This is a genomic window from Corynebacterium comes, from assembly GCF_009734405.1.
Classification (GTDB): Bacteria; Actinomycetota; Actinomycetes; order Mycobacteriales; family Mycobacteriaceae; genus Corynebacterium; species Corynebacterium comes.
This window is the reverse complement of record NZ_CP046453.1, coordinates 2,105,899-2,126,710: the sequence shown is the minus strand read 5'-3', so window position 1 is coordinate 2,126,710 and position 20,812 is coordinate 2,105,899. Positions and strand designations below refer to the sequence as shown.

20 protein-coding genes are annotated in these 20,812 nt (G+C 67.3%); 10 read left to right on the top strand and 10 right to left on the bottom strand.

Annotated elements, in window-relative coordinates; translation table 11 throughout:
- Positions 1-80: 80 nt before the first annotated feature.
- The 4 genes from CETAM_RS10190 to CETAM_RS10175 form a co-directional block, all read right to left on the bottom strand.
- On the bottom strand, positions 81-1,394 hold the full coding sequence (locus tag CETAM_RS10190; RefSeq protein WP_156228636.1) for an ISL3 family transposase: 1,314 nt from the start codon (positions 1,392-1,394) through the stop codon (positions 81-83).
- A gap of 131 nt (positions 1,395-1,525) precedes the next feature.
- Positions 1,526-2,293, bottom strand: coding sequence for an alpha/beta fold hydrolase (locus CETAM_RS10185; RefSeq protein WP_156228759.1), 768 nt, complete (start codon positions 2,291-2,293; stop codon positions 1,526-1,528).
- Between the two features lie 4 nt (positions 2,294-2,297).
- The gene (locus CETAM_RS10180; RefSeq protein WP_156228758.1) at positions 2,298-3,524 is read right to left on the bottom strand and encodes an acetyl-CoA C-acetyltransferase; all 1,227 of its coding nucleotides are present in this window, start codon (positions 3,522-3,524) and stop codon (positions 2,298-2,300) included.
- Between the two features lie 14 nt (positions 3,525-3,538).
- A complete protein-coding gene (locus tag CETAM_RS10175) occupies positions 3,539-4,315 on the bottom strand; it encodes an IclR family transcriptional regulator domain-containing protein (protein ID WP_231587452.1) in 777 nt (258 codons plus the stop codon).
- Positions 4,316-4,385: 70 nt separating this feature from the next.
- Here CETAM_RS10175 and CETAM_RS10170 point away from each other — a divergent pair, with 70 nt between their 5' ends.
- The 3 genes from CETAM_RS10170 (at position 4,386) to clpX (ending at position 7,255) form a co-directional block, all read left to right on the top strand.
- Positions 4,386-5,126: a CoA transferase subunit A gene (locus CETAM_RS10170; RefSeq protein ID WP_156228756.1), complete on the top strand. Its 741-nt coding sequence runs from the start codon at positions 4,386-4,388 to the stop codon at positions 5,124-5,126.
- Positions 5,127-5,129: 3 nt separating this feature from the next.
- Positions 5,130-5,777, top strand: a complete 648-nt coding sequence (locus CETAM_RS10165; protein WP_156228755.1) for a 3-oxoacid CoA-transferase subunit B — start codon at positions 5,130-5,132, stop codon at positions 5,775-5,777.
- A gap of 188 nt (positions 5,778-5,965) precedes the next feature.
- The gene (gene clpX / locus CETAM_RS10160; protein WP_156228754.1) at positions 5,966-7,255 is read left to right on the top strand and encodes an ATP-dependent Clp protease ATP-binding subunit ClpX; all 1,290 of its coding nucleotides are present in this window, start codon (positions 5,966-5,968) and stop codon (positions 7,253-7,255) included.
- 39 nt (positions 7,256-7,294) lie between these two features.
- Here the strand turns inward: clpX and CETAM_RS10155 are convergent, their stop codons facing one another.
- From CETAM_RS10155 to CETAM_RS10145, 3 genes are all read right to left on the bottom strand, one after another.
- Positions 7,295-8,062, bottom strand: a complete 768-nt coding sequence (locus CETAM_RS10155; protein WP_156229477.1) for a sulfite exporter TauE/SafE family protein — start codon at positions 8,060-8,062, stop codon at positions 7,295-7,297.
- 9 nt (positions 8,063-8,071) lie between these two features.
- Complete coding sequence (locus CETAM_RS10150; RefSeq protein WP_156228753.1) at positions 8,072-9,469, bottom strand: MBL fold metallo-hydrolase; 1,398 nt, start codon at positions 9,467-9,469, stop codon at positions 8,072-8,074.
- 180 nt (positions 9,470-9,649) lie between these two features.
- The gene (locus tag CETAM_RS10145; RefSeq protein ID WP_156228752.1) at positions 9,650-10,381 is read right to left on the bottom strand and encodes a TetR/AcrR family transcriptional regulator; all 732 of its coding nucleotides are present in this window, start codon (positions 10,379-10,381) and stop codon (positions 9,650-9,652) included.
- A gap of 253 nt (positions 10,382-10,634) precedes the next feature.
- On the opposite strand from CETAM_RS10145, the gene CETAM_RS10140 reads away from it, so the two are divergent.
- The 5 genes from CETAM_RS10140 to CETAM_RS10120 are packed head-to-tail and all read left to right on the top strand — an operon-like array spanning position 10,635 to position 17,840.
- Positions 10,635-11,612: a malate dehydrogenase gene (locus CETAM_RS10140; RefSeq protein ID WP_156228751.1), complete on the top strand. Its 978-nt coding sequence runs from the start codon at positions 10,635-10,637 to the stop codon at positions 11,610-11,612.
- Between the two features lie 32 nt (positions 11,613-11,644).
- Positions 11,645-13,132 (top strand): Hsp70 family protein, encoded by a 1,488-nt coding sequence (locus tag CETAM_RS10135; RefSeq protein ID WP_156228750.1) that lies wholly within the window; start codon positions 11,645-11,647, stop codon positions 13,130-13,132.
- Between the two features lie 48 nt (positions 13,133-13,180).
- Entirely contained in the window at positions 13,181-15,880 is a 2,700-nt protein-coding gene (locus CETAM_RS10130; RefSeq protein ID WP_156228749.1) for a valine--tRNA ligase, read from the top strand.
- Positions 15,877-17,415: a bifunctional tetrahydrofolate synthase/dihydrofolate synthase gene (folC, locus tag CETAM_RS10125; protein ID WP_156228748.1), complete on the top strand. Its 1,539-nt coding sequence runs from the start codon at positions 15,877-15,879 to the stop codon at positions 17,413-17,415. Before CETAM_RS10130 ends, folC begins: the two co-directional genes overlap by 4 nt.
- Positions 17,412-17,840, top strand: a complete 429-nt coding sequence (locus CETAM_RS10120; RefSeq protein ID WP_156228747.1) for a DUF4233 domain-containing protein — start codon at positions 17,412-17,414, stop codon at positions 17,838-17,840. Before folC ends, CETAM_RS10120 begins: the two co-directional genes overlap by 4 nt.
- 128 nt (positions 17,841-17,968) lie before the next feature.
- Here the strand turns inward: CETAM_RS10120 and CETAM_RS10115 are convergent, their stop codons facing one another.
- The 3 genes from CETAM_RS10115 to CETAM_RS10105 are packed head-to-tail and all read right to left on the bottom strand — an operon-like array spanning position 17,969 to position 19,756.
- On the bottom strand, positions 17,969-18,427 hold the full coding sequence (locus CETAM_RS10115) for a carboxymuconolactone decarboxylase family protein (protein ID WP_156228746.1): 459 nt from the start codon (positions 18,425-18,427) through the stop codon (positions 17,969-17,971).
- Positions 18,424-18,732, bottom strand: a complete 309-nt coding sequence (locus CETAM_RS10110) for a GNAT family N-acetyltransferase (protein ID WP_156228745.1) — start codon at positions 18,730-18,732, stop codon at positions 18,424-18,426. The genes CETAM_RS10115 and CETAM_RS10110 overlap by 4 nt, the downstream gene beginning before the upstream one ends.
- A 1-nt stretch (position 18,733) precedes the next feature.
- Entirely contained in the window at positions 18,734-19,756 is a 1,023-nt protein-coding gene (locus CETAM_RS10105; RefSeq protein ID WP_156228744.1) for a pirin family protein, read from the bottom strand.
- 72 nt (positions 19,757-19,828) lie between these two features.
- Here CETAM_RS10105 and CETAM_RS10100 point away from each other — a divergent pair, with 72 nt between their 5' ends.
- On the top strand, positions 19,829-20,137 hold the full coding sequence (locus CETAM_RS10100; protein ID WP_156228743.1) for a hypothetical protein: 309 nt from the start codon (positions 19,829-19,831) through the stop codon (positions 20,135-20,137).
- Positions 20,138-20,193: 56 nt separating this feature from the next.
- Entirely contained in the window at positions 20,194-20,604 is a 411-nt protein-coding gene (gene ndk / locus CETAM_RS10095; RefSeq protein ID WP_156228742.1) for a nucleoside-diphosphate kinase, read from the top strand.
- The last annotated feature ends 208 nt before the right edge of the window (positions 20,605-20,812 follow it).

The window sequence follows — 20,812 nt, the reverse complement described above, 5'->3', positions numbered from 1 at the left end:
CCAGAGAAACGCCGCCGTGCCCCCGGAATACGGGGGCACGGCGGCGTCGTCACGCGAGGGGTTTAACGGCTCTTCACGATTTAGAGTGCGTTGATCCTGGCCTGCAGCTGTCCGGAGTGGATCAGTGACCGCAAGATGTAGTGGTTGAGGTTCCTGAACCCCAGGGCGATTCCGCGTAGATGCTCGAGCCTGCCGTTGATCGCCTCGACCGGACCGTTCGATGCCCCGATGTCGAAGTAGGCCAGGATGTCCTCGCGCCGACGCCACAATGTGCGCCCCAGTTGGGCGAGCTCCTCCAACCCTGGCGGAAGCCCCTTGCGCAACGTATTGATCACCCTGGTCATCAGTTTCTTGCCCTCTGACTTTTGCGGATGCCCGTACGCCTGGATCATGTCCTGGTAGAACATCCACGTGACCTCGAGGGCGACGTACTCATCGTCGGTGGCCCACAACAGATCCAGCCGTTGCTTCTGCCGCTCCGTGAGATAGTTCGTCCTGGTCAGCAGGGTGCGCCGGTACTTGTACAGCGGATCGTCCTTACGCCCGCGTCTGCCGGTGGTCTCTCGTTGGAGTCGTTGCCGGCAGCCGGTGAGTTTGTCCGCGGCCAGGTGCACGACGTGGAACGGATCCATCACCTTCCTTGCCTGGGGCAACACCTGATCCACCGCGGTGGCGTAGCCGGCGAAGCCGTCCATGGTCACTACCTGCACTTGTCTCCTGAACTCAGGCTCACGCTCTTGCAACCACGTGCGCAGCACGTCGGCGCTGCGCCCCGGCCGCATGTCCAGCAGCCGGGCAGGCCCACGACCGTCCACCAGCGGTGTCAGGTCCACCAGGACCGTCACGAACGAGGACGGCTGTCCGGGGCGTCGGGTGTGTTTCCAGACGTGCTCGTCGACCCCGAGGATCCGGACGCCATCCAGATGGTCGGGGTTGTCGTAGACAAGCTGGCGGCAGGCGTCCACGGCGATCTGGTTAACCAGCTCCCAGCCCACACCGAGGGCCTTGGCGGTCGCGGACACGCTCATCCGATCAATCGCCAGGCGTTGGAGGATCCAGCGGGTCACGCGGTGGGTGAGCTTCGCACCGTCATCGGCACAGCTCAAGGAGGTCTGGAAGAGCTTCCTGCCGCACGCTGGATTGCTGCAGGTGAACCTTGGGACACGGACATGCAGGCGGGTGGGGAACCCCACGACAGGCAAATCAACGAGCCGGCGGGTGACGTGATCGCGTAGCTTCCCGGGCTGCTGGCAGCCCGGGCACTGATCGTCCACGGCCACAGGTGCGGCGTCGATGATGGTCAGGGTGCCGGCATCGGCAGCACCGGTGATCGTCAGTCCGATTTCCGCGGTTCGGCAGATGGTGTCGGCCACGAGGTTGCCACTAGAATGCACAGTAGGGTCCTGGTTCGGTCAGATGAAAGCGTCGTAACTCTCATCTTGTACCGGCCAGGACCCCTACATGTTGTGCCACCCCGAACCAGGCTCTGCGGTCCGCTACGCACTCTAGATCGTGAAGAGCCGGTTTAACCCAGGAACTGCACCAGCAGGGCGTTGACCTGCTCGGGGTTCTCCACGGTGGGCACGTGAGCGGCCGGCGAGATGACCTCCGCGCGGGTTTCACCGGACACGCCGTCGGCGATGGCCTGGAGTGCCGCGGGCGGGGTGGACTCGTCCTCGGCGCCCGCGATGGTGAGCACCGGGACGGTGATCTCCTTCAGCCGGTCGGCGAAGTCCCAGTGGGCGAGGGCGTCGGAGCAGGCGGCGTAGCCGACTCCGCGGGTGGAGGTGACCATGCGGCGGTAGAACGCGGTGGTGGCCGGGCGCGTGCCGCGGAACTGTTCGGTGAACCACAGGCCGATGACGCCGTCGGCCATCGGCTCGAGGCCCTGCGCGCGGGTGAGCTCCGAACGCGGGTGCCACTTCTGCGTGCCGCCGAAGAAAGGGGCGGTGCACAGGAAAGCGGCACGGGTGACGCGCCCGGAGGTGGCGGTCAGGTACTGCGCCAGGGCGCCGCCCAGGGACAGTCCGACGACGGCGAAATTGTCCACGCCCAGCTCGTCGAGCGTGGCCAGGACGTTGTCGGCGAGGTCGGCCATGCTGGTCTCGCCAGGCTGGACGTCGGGGTCCGGGGAACCGCCGTGACCGGGATGGTCGAGGGCGATGACGCGGCGGGTGGCGGACAGGGCGTCCAGCTGGGGGAGCCACATGTCGGTGGTGGAGGCGATGGAACCGAGGAGGACGATCGGGTCGCCGGGGTTCTGGGAGCCGTATTCGACGGAGTGGAGGATCATGTTTCTAGTTCTCTTCCTTCTCGATCACGGCTGCCAGGCCCTGGCCGCCGCCGATGCACATGGTGACCAGTGCGGTCTTCGCGTCGGTGCGCTGCAGCTGGTGCGAGGCGGTGACGAGCATGCGGGCACCGGTGGCGCCGACCGGGTGGCCCAGCGAGATGCCGGAGCCCAGGGGGTTGAGGCGCGGGTCCTCGGCGGAGATGCCCCATTCGGAGAGCACGGACAGCGCCTGGGCGGCGAAGGCCTCGTTGAGTTCGATGAGGTCGATGTCGTCCAGGGTCAGGCCGAGGCGGTCGAGGACCTTCTTCGTGGCCGGGACAGGGCCGATGCCCATGGTCTCCGGTGCGACGCCGGCGACGGCCCAGCCGCGCAGCTGCACGACGGGGGTGAGTCCCAGCTCCTCGGCCTTGGCGCGGGTGGTCACGATCATGGCCGCCGCGCCGTCGTTCTGGCCGGAGGCGTTGCCCGCGGTGACGGTGGCGTCGGCGTCCTGGCGGCCCATGATGGGGCGGAGCTTGGCCAGGATCTCGAGGGTGGTGCCCGGGCGGGGGTGCTCGTCGGTGTCCACCATCAGCGGCTCACCCTTGCGCTGCGGGACGGCGACCGGGACGATCTCCTCGGCGAAGATGCCCTTCTCCTGCGCTGCGACGGCCCGGGTCTGGGAGGTCACGGACATCTCGTCCTGGGCCTCGCGGGTGATGGAGTATTCCTCGCGGAGGTTCTCGGCGGTCTCGATCATGCCGCCCGGGATCGGGTGGTTCCTGCCGCCGGCGGTCTCGCGGGCCTCGGCGAGGCGGTCACGGAAGACCATGTTGCCGCCCTTCTTGCCCCAGCGGACGTCGGCGTCGACGGTGTATTCGGTGCGCGACATGGACTCGGCGCCACCGGCGATGATCAGGTCGGCTGCGCCGGCGGCCACGTGTGCGGCGGCGGTGACCACGGCCTGCAGGCCGGAGCCGCAGCGGCGGTCGAGCTGCATGCCGGGGACGGACTCGCCCAGGCCGGCGTCGAGGGCGACGACACGGCCCAGTGCCGGTGCGGCACCGTTGGGGGAGGCCTGGCCGAGGATGAGGTCATCGACCTGCTCGGGTGAGATGCCGGTGCGCTCGACGATGGCGCGGACGACGGTGGCGGCGAGGTCCTGGACGGGCACGGTGGTGAACTGTCCGCCGTAGGCGCCGACGGCGGTGCGCAGGGGGGAGCAGATCACGATGTCGGTGGGGTTGGTCATGGGAGATCCTTTCGTCAGAAGAGTTCAGTGGCCGCGAGGTCGGCGGAGATGAGCTCGGCGGTGTTGATCAGTGCCGGGAGGAAGCTGTTGTGCAGTTCATCCAGGTGGTGGACGACGGTCTGTGTGGATACGTTCACCGCCGCCACCACCTTGCCTGAGGGGGAGCGGACCGGGGCGGCCAGCGACCGCAGACCCGGTTCGAGTTCCTGGTCCACGATGGCGAAGCCCTGCTCGCGGATGCGGGCGAGTTCGACGCGCAGCGAGGGGGCGTCGATGAGCGTGGTGGGGGTGAAGGCCTTGAACTCGACGTCGGCGAGGTACGCGTCGAGCTCATCCTGGGGCAGGCCCGCGAGGATGACGCGGCCCATCGAGGTGGCGTAGGCGGGGAAGCGGGTGCCGATGGTGATGGACACCGTCATGATGCGTCGAACCGGAACGCGGTTGACGTAGACGACGTCGGTCCCGTCGAGCACGGACAGTGAACTGGATTCGCCGATGCGGCGGGAGAGTTCCTCCAGGCGGGGCTGCGCGATGGCGGGCAGCCCCAGGCCGGACATGTAGCTGTAGCCGAGTTCGAGTACCCGGGGAGTCAGCCAGAATTCGGTGCCGTCGGTACCTGCGTAGCCGATGGTGACCAGGGTGTGGAGGAAGCGGCGGGCGGTGGCGCGTGCAAGGCCGGTGGCCTCGGCGACCTGCGCCAGCGTCTGGCGGGGGCGATCGGCGTTGAAGGTCCTGATGACTGACAGTCCACGGACCAGGGACTGGACATTCGGTGTCTCGGGGGTGCCCACGTTCAACTCCTTTCCGGTTCGCGATGTGAACCCTTGTGCAGTGTGTGAACCCGAGTGTACAGTCTGAAACATGCTTGACAAGACCCTTCCGACAACTGATGCGGCCGTAGCCGACATCCACGACGGTGCTTCCATCGCCGTCGGTGGATTCGGTCTGGTCGGCATCCCCGCCCGGCTGATCGACGCCCTCCGCGAACATGGCGCGACTGACCTCACGATCATCTCCAACAACCTCGGCACCGACGGCTTCGGCCTCGGCCTGCTGCTGGCTGACAAGCGGATCTCCAAGTCCATCGGTTCCTACCTGGGATCGAACAAGGAGTACGCCCGCCAGTACCTCTCCGGTGAGCTCACCGTGGAGTTCACCCCGCAGGGCACCCTGGCCGAGCGCATGCGCGCCGGTGGCGCAGGCATCCCCGCCTTCTACACCACCGCCGGCGTGGGCACCCAGGTCGCCGAGGGCGGCCTGCCCCAGCGCTACAACGAGGACGGCACCGTGGCCGTGGTCTCCAAGCCCAAGGAGACCCGCGAGTTCAACGGCAAGCTCTACGTGCTCGAGGAGTCCATCCGCGCCGACTACGCCCTGGTCCACGCGCACAAGGGCGACCGCTACGGCAACCTGGTCTTCAACAAGACCGCCATGAACTTCAACCCGGACGCCGCCATGAGCGGCAGGGTCACCATCGCCCAGGTCGAGCACCTCGTCGACGTGATCGACCCCGAGGAAGTCGACCTTCCGGGCATCTACGTCGATCGCGTGGTCGAGGTCGGCCCGCAGGAGACCGGTATCGAGAACAGGACGGTGAGTTAGTCAATGACCTGGAACAAGGAACAGATGGCCGCACGCGTGGCCACCGAGCTGGAGAACGGCCAGTACGTCAACCTCGGCATCGGCATGCCGACCCTGATCCCGGGCTTCCTGCCCGAGGGCCTCGAGGTCGTCCTCCACTCCGAGAACGGCATCCTCGGCGTTGGCCCGTACCCGACCGAGGACGAGCTCGACCCCGAGCTCATCAACGCCGGCAAGGAGACCATCACCATCACCGAGGGCGGCTCCTACTTCTCCTCCTCCGACTCCTTCGCCATGATCCGCTCCCGCGCGATCGACGTCGCCGTCCTGGGCGCCATGGAGGTCTCCCAGTTCGGTGACCTGGCCAACTGGATGATCCCCGGCAAGATGGTCAAGGGCATGGGCGGCGCGATGGACCTCGTCCACGGTGCCCAGAAGATCATCGTCATGATGGACCACACCACCAAAAAGGGTGACTCCAAGATTCTCCCGGCCTGTGTCCTCCCGCTGACCGGTGCGAAGTGCGTCGACATGATCGTCTCCAACTACGCCGTCTTCGGCGTCGACGCCACCGAGGGCCTCACCCTCCTGCAGGTCGCCGAGGGCGAGACCGTCGAGTCGGTCCGCGCCGTCACCGACGCGCCGTTCAAGGTCGCCGAGGGCGTGTCCTAGAACCTCCCCGCTCATCGACGCCCGGCCCCGTCCCCGCCCATCGCGGAGGGCGGGGTTTTCTCTGGGGGAACAAACCCGTCGATTTCCCGTTGAGGGGGGAGTGGGGGTCCGACTCCGGTTTGACCCTCCTATTAGAGTGGAGGGACAGTCCCGTCCCTCGATCGAGTGAAGCGAGATAGATACCCCTCATGGCACGAATGCAAGAAAGCGCCGATCTGCTGAAGTGCTCCTTCTGCGGGAAGAGCCAGAAGCAGGTCAAGAAGCTCATTGCCGGCGGCGGAGTGTACATCTGCGATGAGTGCATCGAGCTGTGCAACGAGATCATCGAAGAGGAACTCGGCGCCGCCCAGGCCGCCGAGCAGAAGGAGGACAAGCTCCCGCGCCCCTCCGAGATCTCGGCTTTCCTGGACAAGTACGTCATCGGCCAGGACAAGGCCAAGCGCATCCTCGCCGTCGCGGTGTACAACCACTACAAGCGCATCCGCACCGAGGAGATCTCCGCCCCGTCGACCACGTCGCGTCGTGGTCGCAAGGACGAGGTGGAGCTGGCGAAGTCGAACATCCTTCTTCTCGGCCCCACCGGCTCCGGCAAAACCTACCTGGCCCAGACATTGGCACGCATGCTGGACGTGCCCTTCGCGATCGCCGACGCCACGTCCCTCACCGAGGCGGGCTACGTCGGTGAGGACGTGGAGAACATCCTGCTGAAGCTGCTGCAGGCCGCGGATTTCGACGTCCAGCGTGCCCAGCGCGGCATCATCTACGTCGACGAGGTGGACAAGATCTCGCGGAAGTCCGACAACCCGTCGATCACCCGTGACGTCTCCGGTGAGGGTGTGCAGCAGGCGCTGCTGAAGATCCTCGAGGGTACGACCGCCTCCATTCCGCCGCAGGGCGGGCGCAAGCACCCCAACCAGGAGTTCATCCAGCTGGACACCTCGAACATCCTGTTCATCGTGGCCGGTGCCTTCGCAGGGCTGGAGAAGGTCATCCAGGACCGCGTGGGCAAGAAGGGCATTGGCTTCGGCTCGGAGATCGAGTCCGCCTCCGACCGGGAGAAGATGGACCTGTTCGAGCAGGTCCGGCCGGAGGACCTGGTGAAGTTCGGCCTCATCCCCGAGTTCATCGGTCGTCTGCCCATCGTGGCCACCGTGGAGAACCTCGACCAGAAATCACTGGTCAAGGTGCTCACCGAGCCGAGGAACTCCCTGGTCAAGCAGTACCAGCGGCTCTTCGAGATGGATGACGTCCAGTTGACCTTCACCGAGGACTCCCTGGAGGTCATCGCCGACAAGGCGCTGGAGCGCGGCACCGGCGCCCGTGGTCTGCGCTCCATCATGGAGGAGCTGCTCGTACCGGTGATGTATGACATCCCGGATCGTGACGACATCGCGGAGGTCATCATCACCGACGAGGTCGTCCGCGGCGAGACCGAACCGAAGATGGTCCTGGACAGCGAAAAGAAGGAGACGGCCTGAGCCGTCCCCTTCCTGTTTCTGCCGCGCGTCAACGGGCGTCTAGCCCAGTAGCGCCGGCAGTTCCTGTGCCAGGACGACGAAGCCCATGACAAGGACGAAGACGCCGAAGCCCTTGCGCAGGGCCTGTTCCGGGACGACCCTGGTCAGGCGGGCGCCGATGAGGGCGCCGATCACGGCCATACCCGTGACCGCCAGGATCAGGGGCCAGTCGAGGCTGACGGAGGTCAGGTAGCCGGCGAGTCCGGCGAAGGACTTCATCGAGATGACCAGCAGGGATGTGCCGACCGCGACCGGCATGGCCAGGCCGCCGAGCAGTGCGAGGGCCGGGACGACGAGGAATCCGCCGCCGGCGCCGACCAGACCGGTGACCAGGCCCACGACCAGGCCTTCAGCGAGGATCTTGCCCAGGGGCAGGTGTTTCTTCTCCCCGGTGCTTGCGGTCTTCTTCCGGCCGCGCAGCATGGCTCCGGCGGTGGCGATCATCATGAGGGCGAAGGCGATCATGAGGACCACGCCCGGGATGCGCCCGCCGGCCAGGCCGCCGAGGAAGGCGCCGACCATGCTGGCTGCGCCGAAGATCAGGCCGGTGCGCCACTGGACGTTGCCCAGCCTGGCATGGGGCAGAGTGCTCACCACGGAGGTCACGCCGACGACGAACAGTGAGGCGGCGATGGCCTCCTTCGGGTCCATGCCCGCGACGTAGGTCAGCAGGGGGACGGTGAGGATGGACCCGCCACCACCGAGCAGCCCCAGGGACAGCCCGATGGCGATGGCGAGGATCAGTACCGAGATCAGGGTGCCGGACAGTACCACGGCCTACTTCGCATTCTGGTGGTCGAGCCAGCCGAGGTAGCTGCCCTCGAGCTCGACGATGTCGTAGCCCCTGCGGCGCAGCGCGGAGGCGGCGACGGAGTTACGCACACCCGACTGGCAGTACGTCACGATCCTGGCGTCGGTGCCCGGCAGCTGCCCGAGGTTCCACAGCACACGCCCACCGGAGAGCTGCACCGAACCGGGGATATGACCCTCGGCGTGCTCGGTCTTGTTGCGCAGATCCAGCAGCATGTCCCTGTCGGTGCCGTCGAGGTCGTCCTGGGCCAGGACCTGCGGGGTGGTGGTCGGCAGGCCCTCGAAGGAGGTGACGTAGCCGACGGTCTGATCGACGCCGACGCGGATGAAGTGGTCACGGAACTCCGCGGCCTGCTCGGCCGACGCGGCCAGCACGACCAGGTCCCCGGTGTCGGATTCCGGGTCGACGACCCACGCGATGTAGCTGGCGGCCTTGTCGATCCCGGGGACGTTGACCGCACCGACGACGGTGCCCTGGTGGACCTGGGAGTGGTGGCGGGTGTCGACGATGATCTTCTCCCCGGACTCCACCTGCCCGGCGATGTCGGCCCCGGTCAGTTCGGGCAGCTCGGCCAGCGGGTAACCCAGGATCGTGGGGCCGGTCTTGTTCTGGCGTTTCATCCGCCCGAAGTAGGCGTGGGCGTCGGGCTGGCCGTCGAGGAGTTCGTCGACGAAGCCCTGCTCGTCGTCGGCGGCCAGGTAGGGGGCCCACCAGGCGTAGGCGCGTTCGTAGCCGACGGTGGTCGAGGGCAGGGCGCCGAGTGCCTTGCCGCAGGCCGAGCCCGCGCCGTGGGCGGGGTAGACCTGGACGTGGTCGGGCAGCGTGAGGAAGACGTTTTTCAGGCTGGCGAAGATCTGCCGGGCGCCGCCGAAACGGGTGTCGACGCCGCCGGCGGCCTCGTCGAGCAGGTCGGGGCGGCCCAGGTCGCCGGAGAAGACGAAGTCTCCGGAGAGCAGGTAGCCGGGGGTGTCGGCGAAGGCGCCGTCGGTGACCAGGAAGGACAGGTGTTCCGGGGTGTGGCCCGGGGTGTGGCGGGCCTGGATGGTGATGTTGCCGATGGTGATGGTGTCACCGTCGTGCAGGCGGGTGCCGTCGAAGCCGTACTGCCAGTCCTCGTCGCCTTCGCCGGAGAGGTAGATCTCGGCGCCGGTGGCGGCGGCCAGTTCCCGGGTGCCGGAGAGGTAGTCGGCGTGGATGTGGGTTTCGGTGACGCCCGTGATGGTCATGCCGTGGTGTTCGGCGAGGGTGAGGTAGTCGGTGATGTCGCGGCGGGGGTCGACGACGACGGCGGTGTTCTGTGCCTGGCAGCCGATGAAGTAGCTGGCCTGGGCGAGGTCTTCGTCGTAGAAACGATGCAACAGCATGGGGGTCACTCCGGAAGGTCTGGTGAATTGGTGGTGACCACATACTGTCAGATACCCCCCGGGGTATGCAAGTGGGGCGACTTTCCCGTGGTCCCGGAGGTTCGGGCCCCGGAATCAGAACGACCCCGGTTCCTGCCACCAGAAGGTGGCGGGAACCGGGGTCGACCAGTGCGGAGCTGACTACTCGAATTCCTCCGGGTCGTAGATTTCCAGGGCGGACTGCGGTTCATCGTCGCTCACGAGGTCGGGCACCAGGTAGCTGTCGTGTGCGCTGTCGGGGATGTTGGCGGTGAGGAAGGACAGGACCGAATCGACCGCCAGTCGGTGGATGCCGTCGGTGTTGGTTGCACCGGTGGTGTCCATGTCGAAGAGGTTGGCCATCATGTCCCGGTTGGTCACCCGGTAGAACGCCAACGAGCCGATGAGGTAGAAGAGGTCCTCTGCTCCGATCCCCGGGCGGAAGGCGCCGGCGTCCTGGCCCAGCATGAGGAGTCTGTCCAGATGGAGGGACACCTCCGACTGGCTGTGCAGGTTCGCCAGCTCGGGGACGTTCAGTACCCGGTGCAGGCTCTCCATCGCCAGCAGCCTGATGGACTCGGGATGGTTGGTCATGCGGAGGTACACGGCGTCGATGAGCCTGGTCACCCCCTCCACCGGAACGGTGGAGTCGGTGATGAGCTCCTCGCCTGCCGGGGTGATCCTGTTGATGGCCTCGATGAGGCAGCGGTGGTAGAGGCCCTTTTTGTCGCCGAAGTGGTAGTGGATCATCCGTTTGGATATGCCGGAGATCTTGGCGATGGTGTCGAGTCGGGTCTCCAGGAAGCCCAGCTCAGAGAACTGCTCGATGGCGACTCCGACGACACCGGCGACGGTGCTGTTGTCGTCGAGGCCGGTGGTGTCGGCGTCGTACATGGCTGCGTGAGCCCTCCGGAAAAGGTATGGGGTGAGGCGCGGGTGGATACTGTGAACTATCGTGCCTGAATTCGGGGTATTTCGTGATGCTGTTGCCCTGAAAGTGCGCCGACCCACCCGAAATGGGGGTGAGTGGCGTGGGGAAACAACCGCTCGGGTGCATGATCACGCCCTTCTGGGGGTGGCGCCCGACTCCTGAGGTTGGCGCTAGGCTGGGCGGCATGAGTGCACGATCCGCCCGAAAGGATTCATTATGACCCAGAACCCCGTGAAGATCGCGGTGACCGGTGCCGCCGGAAACATCGCCTACTCCCTCCTCTGGCGTATCGCCGCCGGGGACGTGTACGGCCCCGACACCCCCCTTGAGCTGAGCCTGCTGGAGATCCCCGCGGCCGTCGGCGCGGCGGACGGCGTCGCCATGGAACTCAGCGACTCAGCCTTCCCCCTGCTGCGCAACATCACCGTCACCGATAAAGCTGACGTCGCCTTCGACGGCGCAAATGCGGCCTTCCTCGTCGGCGCCAAGCCCCGCGGGAAGGGGGAGGAGCGTGCAGACCTGCTGAAGAACAACGGCGGCATCTTCGGCCCGCAGGGCAGGGCGATCAACGACAACGCCGCAGACGACATCCGCGTGGTCGTCGTGGGCAACCCCGCCAACACCAACGCCCTCATCGCGCAGCAGTCCGCCCCGGACGTGCCGGCCGACCGCTTCAGCGCACTCATGCGCCTGGACCACAACCGGGCGTTGTCCCAGCTGGCGGAGAAGCTCGGAGTGCTTACCACCGACTTCGAGAACGTCGTGGTGTGGGGCAACCACTCCGCGAACCAGTTCCCCGACCTCACCTTCGCCACCGTCAAGGGCGAGCCGGTGATGGAGAAGATCGACCGGGACTGGTACGTCCACGAGTACATCCCGCGCGTGGCCAGGCGTGGTGCGGAGATCATCGAGGTGCGGGGCAAGTCCTCCGCGGCCTCCGCGGCCTCCGCCGCCGTCGATCACATGCACGACTGGATCCGGGGCACCGGGAAGTGGGTCTCCGTGGCGCTGCCCTCCGACGGTTCCTACGGCATCGACGAGGGTCTGGTCGCCGGATTCCCGGTCACCGCCCGCGACGGTTCCTGGGAAATTGTCCGGGGTCTCGAGCTCAATGACTTCCAGCGCGAGGTGATAGCGAAGAACGTCGAGGAGCTCAAGTCAGAACGCCACGCCGTATCCGGTCTGTTCAACTAGCATCCGGCCGCAATTCCGCTAGTCTCGTCGGCATGCGCTTCGGGATTGATTTCGGCACCACCCGCACTGTCATTGCGGCGGTCGACCGCGGGAACTATCCCGTGCTCCCCGTCCCCGACACCGAGGGGGATCCACAGGAGTACATCCCCTCGGTCGTCGCCCTGGACGGCGACCGCCTGGTCGGCGGCTGGGATGCACTGGCACTGGACTCTCCGACCCTCGTCCGCTCCTTGAAGCGGCTGCTGTCCTCCGGGGACACCACCGCGGACACCCCCGTACGGTTGGGTGACCAGGAGCGTCCGCTGGGGGAGGTGCTCGGCGCGTTCGCGGACGGCGTCATCAGGCATCTGCGTGACCACGCGGGCGACGGCGACATCGAGGTCGTCCTCGGCGTCCCCGCCAACGCGCGGTCCGCACAGCGGCTGCTCACCCTGGACGCGTTCACCCGTGCCGGCGCCACGGTGCTGGGCATGGTCAACGAGCCCAGCGCCGCCGCCTTCGAATACACCCATCTGCATTCGCGGACCCTCAGCCCCCGCCGCTCGAACGTCATCGTCTATGACCTCGGCGGCGGCACCTTCGACGTCACCCTCATGCGGATCGACGGCCACGAGCACACCGTGGAGACGTCGCTGGGCATCAGCCTCCTGGGTGGTGACGACTTCGACGAGGCCCTCGCCGACCTGTCGCTGGCCACCGCCGGCCGGGCCGACGACGTCTTCGGCCGCCGTGCCCGTCAGAAGATCCTCGACGAGGCCCGCACCGCCAAGGAGCAGCTCAAGCCGCAGTCCCGCCGCATGATCCTCGAACTCGGCGACGAGGACGTCATCGTGCCCGTCTCCGATTTCTATGACGAGGTGACTTCCCTCGTCGATCAGTCCCTGGAGATCATGCAGCCGCTCATCGGCGCCTCCGAGTCGCTCGCCGACACCGAGATCGCGGGCGTGTACCTGGTCGGCGGGGCCAGCGCCCTGCCGCTCGTCCCGCGGATGCTGCGCGAGCGCTTCGGGCGCCGCGTCCACCGCTCGCCGCTGCCCACCGCCTCCACCGCGGTCGGCCTGGCCATCGCCGCTGACCCGGATTCCGGCTATCACCTGCGCGACCGCCTCTCCCGCGGCATCGGTGTCTTCCGGGAGCGCGACGCCGGGGCTGCCGTCATCTTCGACGCACTTGCCGGTCCGGATGCCCAGGCGGAGTCGGGCGAGAGCATCACCATCACCCGCCGTTACCGCGCCGCCCACAACGTCGGCTGGTTCCGCTACGTCGAGTACTCCGCGCTGGACGCGGCGAGCGATCACCCGGGCGACTTCACGCTGCTCGCCGAGGTCCTCGTCCCCTTCGACCCTGCGCTGCGCTCGCTTTCCGACGCCGAACTGGCCGCCGTTCCCGTCGAACGCTCCGAGAACGGTCCCGAGGTCATCGAGACCGTCACCATCGACGCCCACGGTATCGCCGCCATCCGGATCGAGTGTCCCGCGGACGGCTTCGAGGTGACCGCCACGGTGAACGTGGGGGAGTGATCCCCCGGGTTCAAGGCGTGTGCGGGCTGCCGCTCCCGACCGGCTAGGATGGTGCGCGTGACTGAGCAGAACGAGATGAACCGCGCCGATTCCCTTCCGAAGTCCTGGGATCCCCAGTCCGTGGAGGCCGACCTCTACCAGGGGTGGGTCGACGCCGGATACTTCACCGCCGACCCGAGCAGCGAGAAGCCGGCGTACTCCATCGTCCTGCCGCCCCCGAACGTGACGGGGCAGCTCCACATGGGCCACGCCCTGGACCACACGCTCATGGATGCCCTCGCGCGCCGCAAGCGCATGCAGGGCTTCGAGGTGCTGTGGCTGCCGGGCATGGACCACGCGGGCATCGCGACGCAGTCCAAGGTCGAGCAGATGCTCCGGGAGACCGAGGGCAAGGACCGCTACGACTACGGCCGTGACCAGTTCGTCGAGAAGGTGTGGGGCTGGAAGGAAGAGTACGGCGGCACCATCGCCGGGCAGATGCGCGCCATCGGCGACTCCGTCGACTGGTCCCGCGAGCGCTTCACCCTGGACAAGGGGCTGTCCCGCGCCGTGCAGACCATCTTCAAGGAGCTCTTCGACCGCGGCCTGATCTACCGGGCCAACCGCCTTGTCAACTGGTCTCCGGTGCTGGAGACCGCCGTCTCCGACATCGAGGTCATCCACAAGGACGTCGAGGGAGAGCTCGTGTCCTTCCGTTACGGTTCGCTGGATGACGCCGAGCCGCACGTCGTCGTCGCCACCACCCGCGTGGAGACCATGCTCGGCGACGTCGCCGTGGCCGTCCATCCGGAGGATGAGCGTTACCGGGACCTGATCGGCCAGACCCTCGACCACCCCTTCCGCGAAGACCTCAAGATGATCGTCGTCGCCGACGACTACGTGGACCCGGAGTTCGGCTCCGGCGCCGTGAAGATCACCCCGGCGCACGATCCGAACGACTACGCCCTCGGCCTGCGCCACAACCTGGACATGCCGACGATCATGGATGTCACCGGCCGCATCTGCGACACCGGCACGGCCTTCGACGGCCTGACCCGCGAGGAGGCCCGCGTCGCCGTGCGCGAGGCGCTGGCGGAGCAGGGACGCATCGTCAAGGAGGTCCGCCCCTACCTGCATTCCGTCGGCCACTCCGAGCGTTCCGGCGAGGCCATCGAGCCGCGCCTGTCGCTGCAGTGGTTCGTCAAGGTCGAGGAGCTGGCCACGATGGCCGGCGACGCCATCCGCGAGGGTGACACCACCATCCACCCGAAGTCCATGGAGCCCCGCTACTTCGAGTGGGTCGACAACATGCACGACTGGACCATCTCCCGTCAGCTGTGGTGGGGCCACCGCATCCCGATCTGGTACGGCCCGGAGGGCGAGGTCGTCTGCGTCGGCCCGGACGAGATGGCGCCGGAGGGCTACACCCAGGACCCGGACGTCCTGGACACCTGGTTCTCCTCCGCCCTGTGGCCCTTCTCCACGATGGGCTGGCCGGATAAGACCCCGGACCTGGCCAAGTTCTACCCGACGTCCGTGCTGGTCACCGCCTACGACATCCTGTTCTTCTGGGTGGCCCGCATGATGATGTTCGGCACCTTCGCCGCGAAGATCACCCCGGAGATCCTCGGCGAAGGCACCGACGGCCGCCCGCAGGTTCCCTTCACCGACCTGTTCCTCCACGGCCTGGTCCGCGACGAGCACGGCCGCAAGATGTCCAAGTCCCTGGGCAACGGCATCGACCCGATGGACTGGGTCGCCGAGTACGGCGCCGACGCCCTGCGCTTCACCCTGGCCCGCGGCGCGAACCCGGGCGTGGACCTGCCGGTTGGCGCTGACGCAGCCCAGTCCTCCCGCAACTTCGCCACCAAGCTGTTCAACGCCACCAAGTTCGCCCTGCTCAACGGCGCGCGCGTGGGTGAGCTGCCGGCACGCGGGGAACTCACCGACGCCGACCGATGGATCCTCGACCGCCTCGAGCAGGTCCGCGGTGACGTCGACGGATTCCTCGACGCCTACCAGTTCGCCAAGGCCAACGAGGAGCTCTACCACTTCGCGTGGGACGAGGTCTGTGACTGGTACCTGGAGATCGCCAAGACCCAGATCCCCCGCGAGGACATCGACGAACGTGGACGCAACACCCAGGTCGTCCTGGGCCGGGTGCTGGACGTCGTCCTGCGGCTGCTGCACCCGACGATGCCGTTCGTCACCGAGATCCTGTGGAAGTCGCTGACCGGGCAGGAGACCATCGTCACCGCCCCGTGGCCCACGGCCGGGGACACCAACGGTGGTGCCCCTGTCGACGACGTCGCCGTCCGCCGCATCGCCGACGCCGAGAAGCTCATCACCGAGATCCGTCGTTTCCGCTCCGACCAGGGCGTCAAGCCCTCCCAGAAGGTTCCGGCGACCCTCGACTTCGCCGCCGCCGACCTGGCGGAGCAGGAGGAGTTCATCCGCGCACTGGCGAAGGTCACCGCCCCGGAGGGCGACTTCGAGGAGTCCGCCTCCATCGAGCTGCGCCTCTCGCAGACCACCGTCTCCGTGGCGCTGGACACCTCCGGCACCGTCGACGTCGCGGCTGAGCGCAAGCGGCTGGAGAAGGATCTGGCCGCCGCGCACAAGGAGCTGGAGGGCACCGTCAAGAAACTGGGCAATGAGGCGTTCCTGGCCAAGGCGCCTGACGCGGTCGTCGAGAAGATCCGCACCCGGCAGCTGGTCGCACAGGAAGAAGTCGAACGCATCACCGCACGTCTGGAGGCACTCAAGTGAGCCGCGAAGATGAGATCCTCGACAACGCCGCCGATGACGAGGACCTCGAGGACCTGGCTGATCTCGCCGACCTCAACGAGGCCGTGGAGATCACGGACCAGGGGTTGAAGCTCAACATCGACCTCGGTGACGTCGAGAAGCCCGCGGTCGTTGAGGTCTCCCCGGAGGACCTCGCCGAGCTGGCCGTCGTCGAGGCGGAGCTGGACACCCGGTGGCCGGAGACGAAGATCGACCCGTCGCTGGAACGCATCGGGATGCTCATGGATCTGCTGGGTTCCCCGCAGAACTCCTTCCCGTCGATCCACGTCGCGGGGACGAACGGCAAGACCTCGACCGTGCGGATGATCGAGTCGCTCCTGCGCGCATTCCACCGCCGCACCGGTCGCACGACCAGCCCGCACCTGCAGCTGGTCACCGAACGCATCGGCATCGACGGTGTCCCCATCCATCCGCGTGACTACGTGCGGATCTGGCGCGAGATCCAGCCCTACGTCGAGCTCGTCGACGAGAAGTCCGGCATCAGGATGTCCAAGTTCGAGGTCCTCACCGCGCTGGCGTACGCCGCGTTCGCCGACGCCCCCGTCGACGTCGCCGTCGTCGAGGTCGGCATGGGCGGCACCTGGGACGCCACCAACGTCATCCAGTCGGACGTCGCCGTGATCATGCCCGTGGGGCTCGATCACACCGACTACCTGGGAGAGACGATCGAGGAGATCGCGGCGGAGAAGGCGGGCATCATCAAGTCCCGCTGGGACACCGACGATCTGCTCACCCCGCCCGACAACGTCGCTGTCGTCGCCGAGCAGGAGCCGGCCGCCATGAAGGTGATCCTGCAGCGGGCCGTCGACGTCGACGCAGCCGTCGCCCGCGCCGGCGCGGAGTTCGGTGTCGTCGAGGCCGCCGTGGCCGTCGGTGGACAGCAGCTCACCCTGCGTGGTCTGGGTGGCGAGTACGAGGACATCTTCCTGCCGCTGTCCGGCGAGCACCAGGCGCGCAACGCCGCCGTCGCGTTGGCCGCCGTGGAGGCGTTCTTCGGGGCGGGCCCCGGCCGTCGGCTGGACATCGGTACCGTACGCAGCGGTTTCGCCCAGGTCACCTCGCCCGGCCGTCTGGAGCGTGTGCGCTCGACACCGACCACCTTCATCGACGCCGCCCACAACCCGCACGGCGCGACCGCGCTGGGGCAGGCACTGGAGCGGGACTTCAACTTCAACCGCCTCATCGGCGTCGTCGGGGTGCTCGACGACAAAGACGCCCGCGGCATCCTGGTGGCGTTGGAGCCCTACTTCTCCGAGGTCGTGATCACCCGGAACTCGAGCCCGCGTGCACTCGACGCCTACGTGCTGGCGGAGTACGCACGTGACGTCTTCGGAGAGGAACGCGTACACGTCGACGAGAACCTCGCCTCCGCCTACGAGCTGGCCGTCGAGCTCGCCGAAGACGCTGACATCCAGTCCGGCGCCGGCGTCGTGATCACCGGATCGGTGGTCACCGCGGGTGAAGCCCGCACCCTGTTCGGAAAGGACCCCGCATGAGCCGGCCCCCCGCAGACCCGTCCGATTACAGTCCCCTCGGTCCCGGCCACGCCCCCGAGAAGGACCCGCTCAAGGGCATCCGCGGGGTCATGGCGGGCACGCTGATCCTGGAGGCCATCACGATCCTCCTCGCCCTGACCGTGATCCTCAAAGTCGACGACGGCGTCCACTGGACCACCTTCAACTGGGTTTTCATCACCGCCCTGGGCCTCGCGCACGTCGTCATGGCTTTCCTCCAGCGCTTCAGCTGGGCCCTGCCGGTGAACCTCGCCCTCCAGGTCGTGCTCCTGGGCGGATTCCTCGTGCACTACTCGGTCGGCGTCATCGCGATCATCTTCATCATCGTGTGGTGGTACCTGCTGCACCTGCGCTCCACGCTCATCGAACGCATGAGGCGCGGCTGGCTGACCACCCAGCACATGTAGGGCGCCCAAAGGTCGCAGGGCAAAGGTCGCAGGGACTGCTCCCTGCGACCTTTGTCGTTGCAGGATGGCGCGGCCGCGACCTTTACCCTGCGACCTTTAGCTGGGCAGGATCAGGCGCGGCCCGGGACCTACCTGGAGATCAGCGGGTGCCCCGAGGCGATGGAGATCCGGTTGTATGTGTTGATCATGATGATCGCCCATTCGAGCGCCGCGACCTGCTCCTCGGCGAACACGTCGCAGGCGATGGCGCCGGCCCGGGAGTTGTCCCGACCCTGGGGCAGCGTGGTCAGGGTCTCCGCGAGATCGAGCGCGGCCTTCTCCTGCTCGGTGAACTCATCGACCATCCGCCATGCGGCCAGCGCGTCGAGCTTGTTCTCCGGCACGCCGGCCCTGCGGGCGGCGGGCACGTGGATGGACAGGCAGGTGCCGCAGCCGTTGATCTGGCTGACCCGGACGGAGACCAGTTCGATGAGGCTGAGCGGCAGATCGACGTCGGGGTAGAGCACGCGTAGCTTCCTGCTCACGTCGTTCAGCGCCCGGTAGACGTCGGGGTAGAACTTGTCCAGGTACGGGGGTTTGCGGTTCATGCCAGCTCCTTCTTCAGCCAGATCAGTTCTGCGGGGGTGGGCCTGCGCCAGTTGATGTCGGCCGGGTCGTTCTTCTGCAACCATCTGAGCACATAGGGACATACGGCGACGATGGTCATCCCGGCGTCGGTGCTCTCGCGGAGGGCTGCCTCGACGAGCTGTCCGGCCAGGCCGCGACCCCCGAACTCCTCGTCGATTTCGGTGTGGTGGAAGATGCGGTTCTCGGCACAGTCCACGTAGGCGGTGTGTCCTGCGGTGGTGCCGTCGACGTCGATGCGGAAACGGTCAGCGAGGCGGGTGATCAATTCAGATCCTCTCGTCGGGGCGGGCGACGGGCTCGGGGTTCCTCCGCGGCCGGATGGCTGCGTGCGGCAGGGTGGGCGCGGGCAACCAGGTGGGGCCGTGGGGGTCCTTGCCGATGTACCCGCGCGTGGTGCCGAAGCGTTCACCCTGCTCCTGCCATTCGGTGCGGAACTGTTCGATCTCGGAGTGGTCGCGGCCGATGAAGTTCCACCACATGACGATCTCCTCGTCGAAGGGTTCCCCACCGATGAACAGCATCCGGGCCGGGACGTGGCCGTGGTTACGGATGCGCAGCACCGTTTCGCCGGTGCCCGTGTAGGCCAGCTCGGTGGGGGCGACGAGGACGCCCTCCAGGTCAATCTCGCCGGTGTCGACAAGCAGGCCGTGTTCGAATCCCGGATTGACCTCCACCTCGAGCAGCGCGCCCGGGTCGAGCCGTAGTTCGGCGCCGACGAGCGGGCTGAAGGTGGGGACGGGGGAGTCGTAGCCGAGGAGGGAGCCAAGGAAGACGAGGGCGCTGCCGCCGTCGAAAAGCACGGGTTCGGGGGCGTGGTGGTCGAAGCGGCGGGGGCCGTGGCGGTCCGCGTCGGGAAGCACGGTCCACAGCTGCACGCCGTGGAGCGTGGCGGTGTCCTGGGTGGAGACCTCGGAGTGGCAGATGCCGGCGCCCGCGGTCATGAGGTTGACCTCCCCGGGCAGGACGACGGCGTGCTGGTCACCGGAATCATGGTGGGTGATGGAGCCCTCGAAGAGCCACGACACGGTCTGCAGGCCGGTGTGCGGGTGCGGGGCGACGTCCATTCCGCCGGTGGCGGTGACATCGTCCGGGCCGTAATGGTCGACGAAGCACCATGCGCCGATGAGGCTGCGTTGGCGCTGGGGGAGGGTGCGGTAGACGGTCATGGCGCGTGGGCCGCCGAGCGGCACCTCGCGGGAGGTGATGATCTCGACCTTGGCGCCATCGGTGCAGTGCGGGGGCGTGGGGGAGAGGACGTGCTTCACCGGGAAGGAATCTGTCGTGGACATGCGCCCAGTCTACAACACCCAATGTTGACACGTCTACAACTTGGGTCGGGGAGGGCGGGTTATGCTGTTGCCATGCGCGCCCTGTACCTCGGACTCGCCGCCGCATTCAGCGTGGTGGCCCTCGCCCTCAAGCTCTTCGACGTCTCCAACCTCGCCACCGTCATCTCCCTCCTGGTGGCGGGTGTCTTCCTGGTCATGGGACTGAAGATCACCGCCGATCAACGCCCCCCGCAGTCCGTGGAACTCGACGACGACCGGCGCGCCACCATCCGCGCCATGCTCGACCGTGGCGACGAGGGCGCCGCCGTCCGCCAGGTCCAGCTCTGGTTCCGCAACGTTTCCCCCGAAGAGGCCCGTCGGGCCGTCCTCGAGCTGCGCTGACGGGATCCCACGCCCTCAGCGCGCTGAGAGTTGCTGGCTCGGGTAGGATCTGCGCCATGACTGAACGCACTCTCATCCTGATCAAGCCGGACGGCGTCACCAACGGCCACGTCGGCGAGATCATCGCCCGCATCGAGCGCAAGGGCCTCAAGCTCGCCGCTCTGGACCTGCGTGTCGCCGACCGCGCCACCGCCGAGCAGCACTACGCGGAGCACTCCGACAAGCCCTTCTTCGGTGAGCTCGTCGAGTTCATCACCTCCGCTCCGCTGATCGCCGGCATCGTCGAGGGCGAGCGCGCCATCGAGGCATGGCGTCAGCTGGCCGGCGGGACCGACCCGGTCTCCAAGGCCACCCCGGGCACCATCCGCGGCGACTTCGCCCTGACCGTCGGCGAGAACGTCGTCCACGGCTCCGACTCCGCGGAGTCCGCCGACCGCGAGATCTCCATCTGGTTCCCGAACCTCTAGTTCGCCAACCGCAGGGCCCCCGCCGGACTTCGGCGGGGGCCTTCGTCGTTGCCGCCGGAACTCATCATGTACGGCCCTGGACCATCGGCACTTCGGCACGTTCGGGCAGTGGTGTGCCAGAATGGTGTACGGGTTGTGTCCTCATCGCCCCCTGGCATGGCCGGGGCTGCAGAGGCGACACGCCAGAAGTGACACAATTCAATACCGC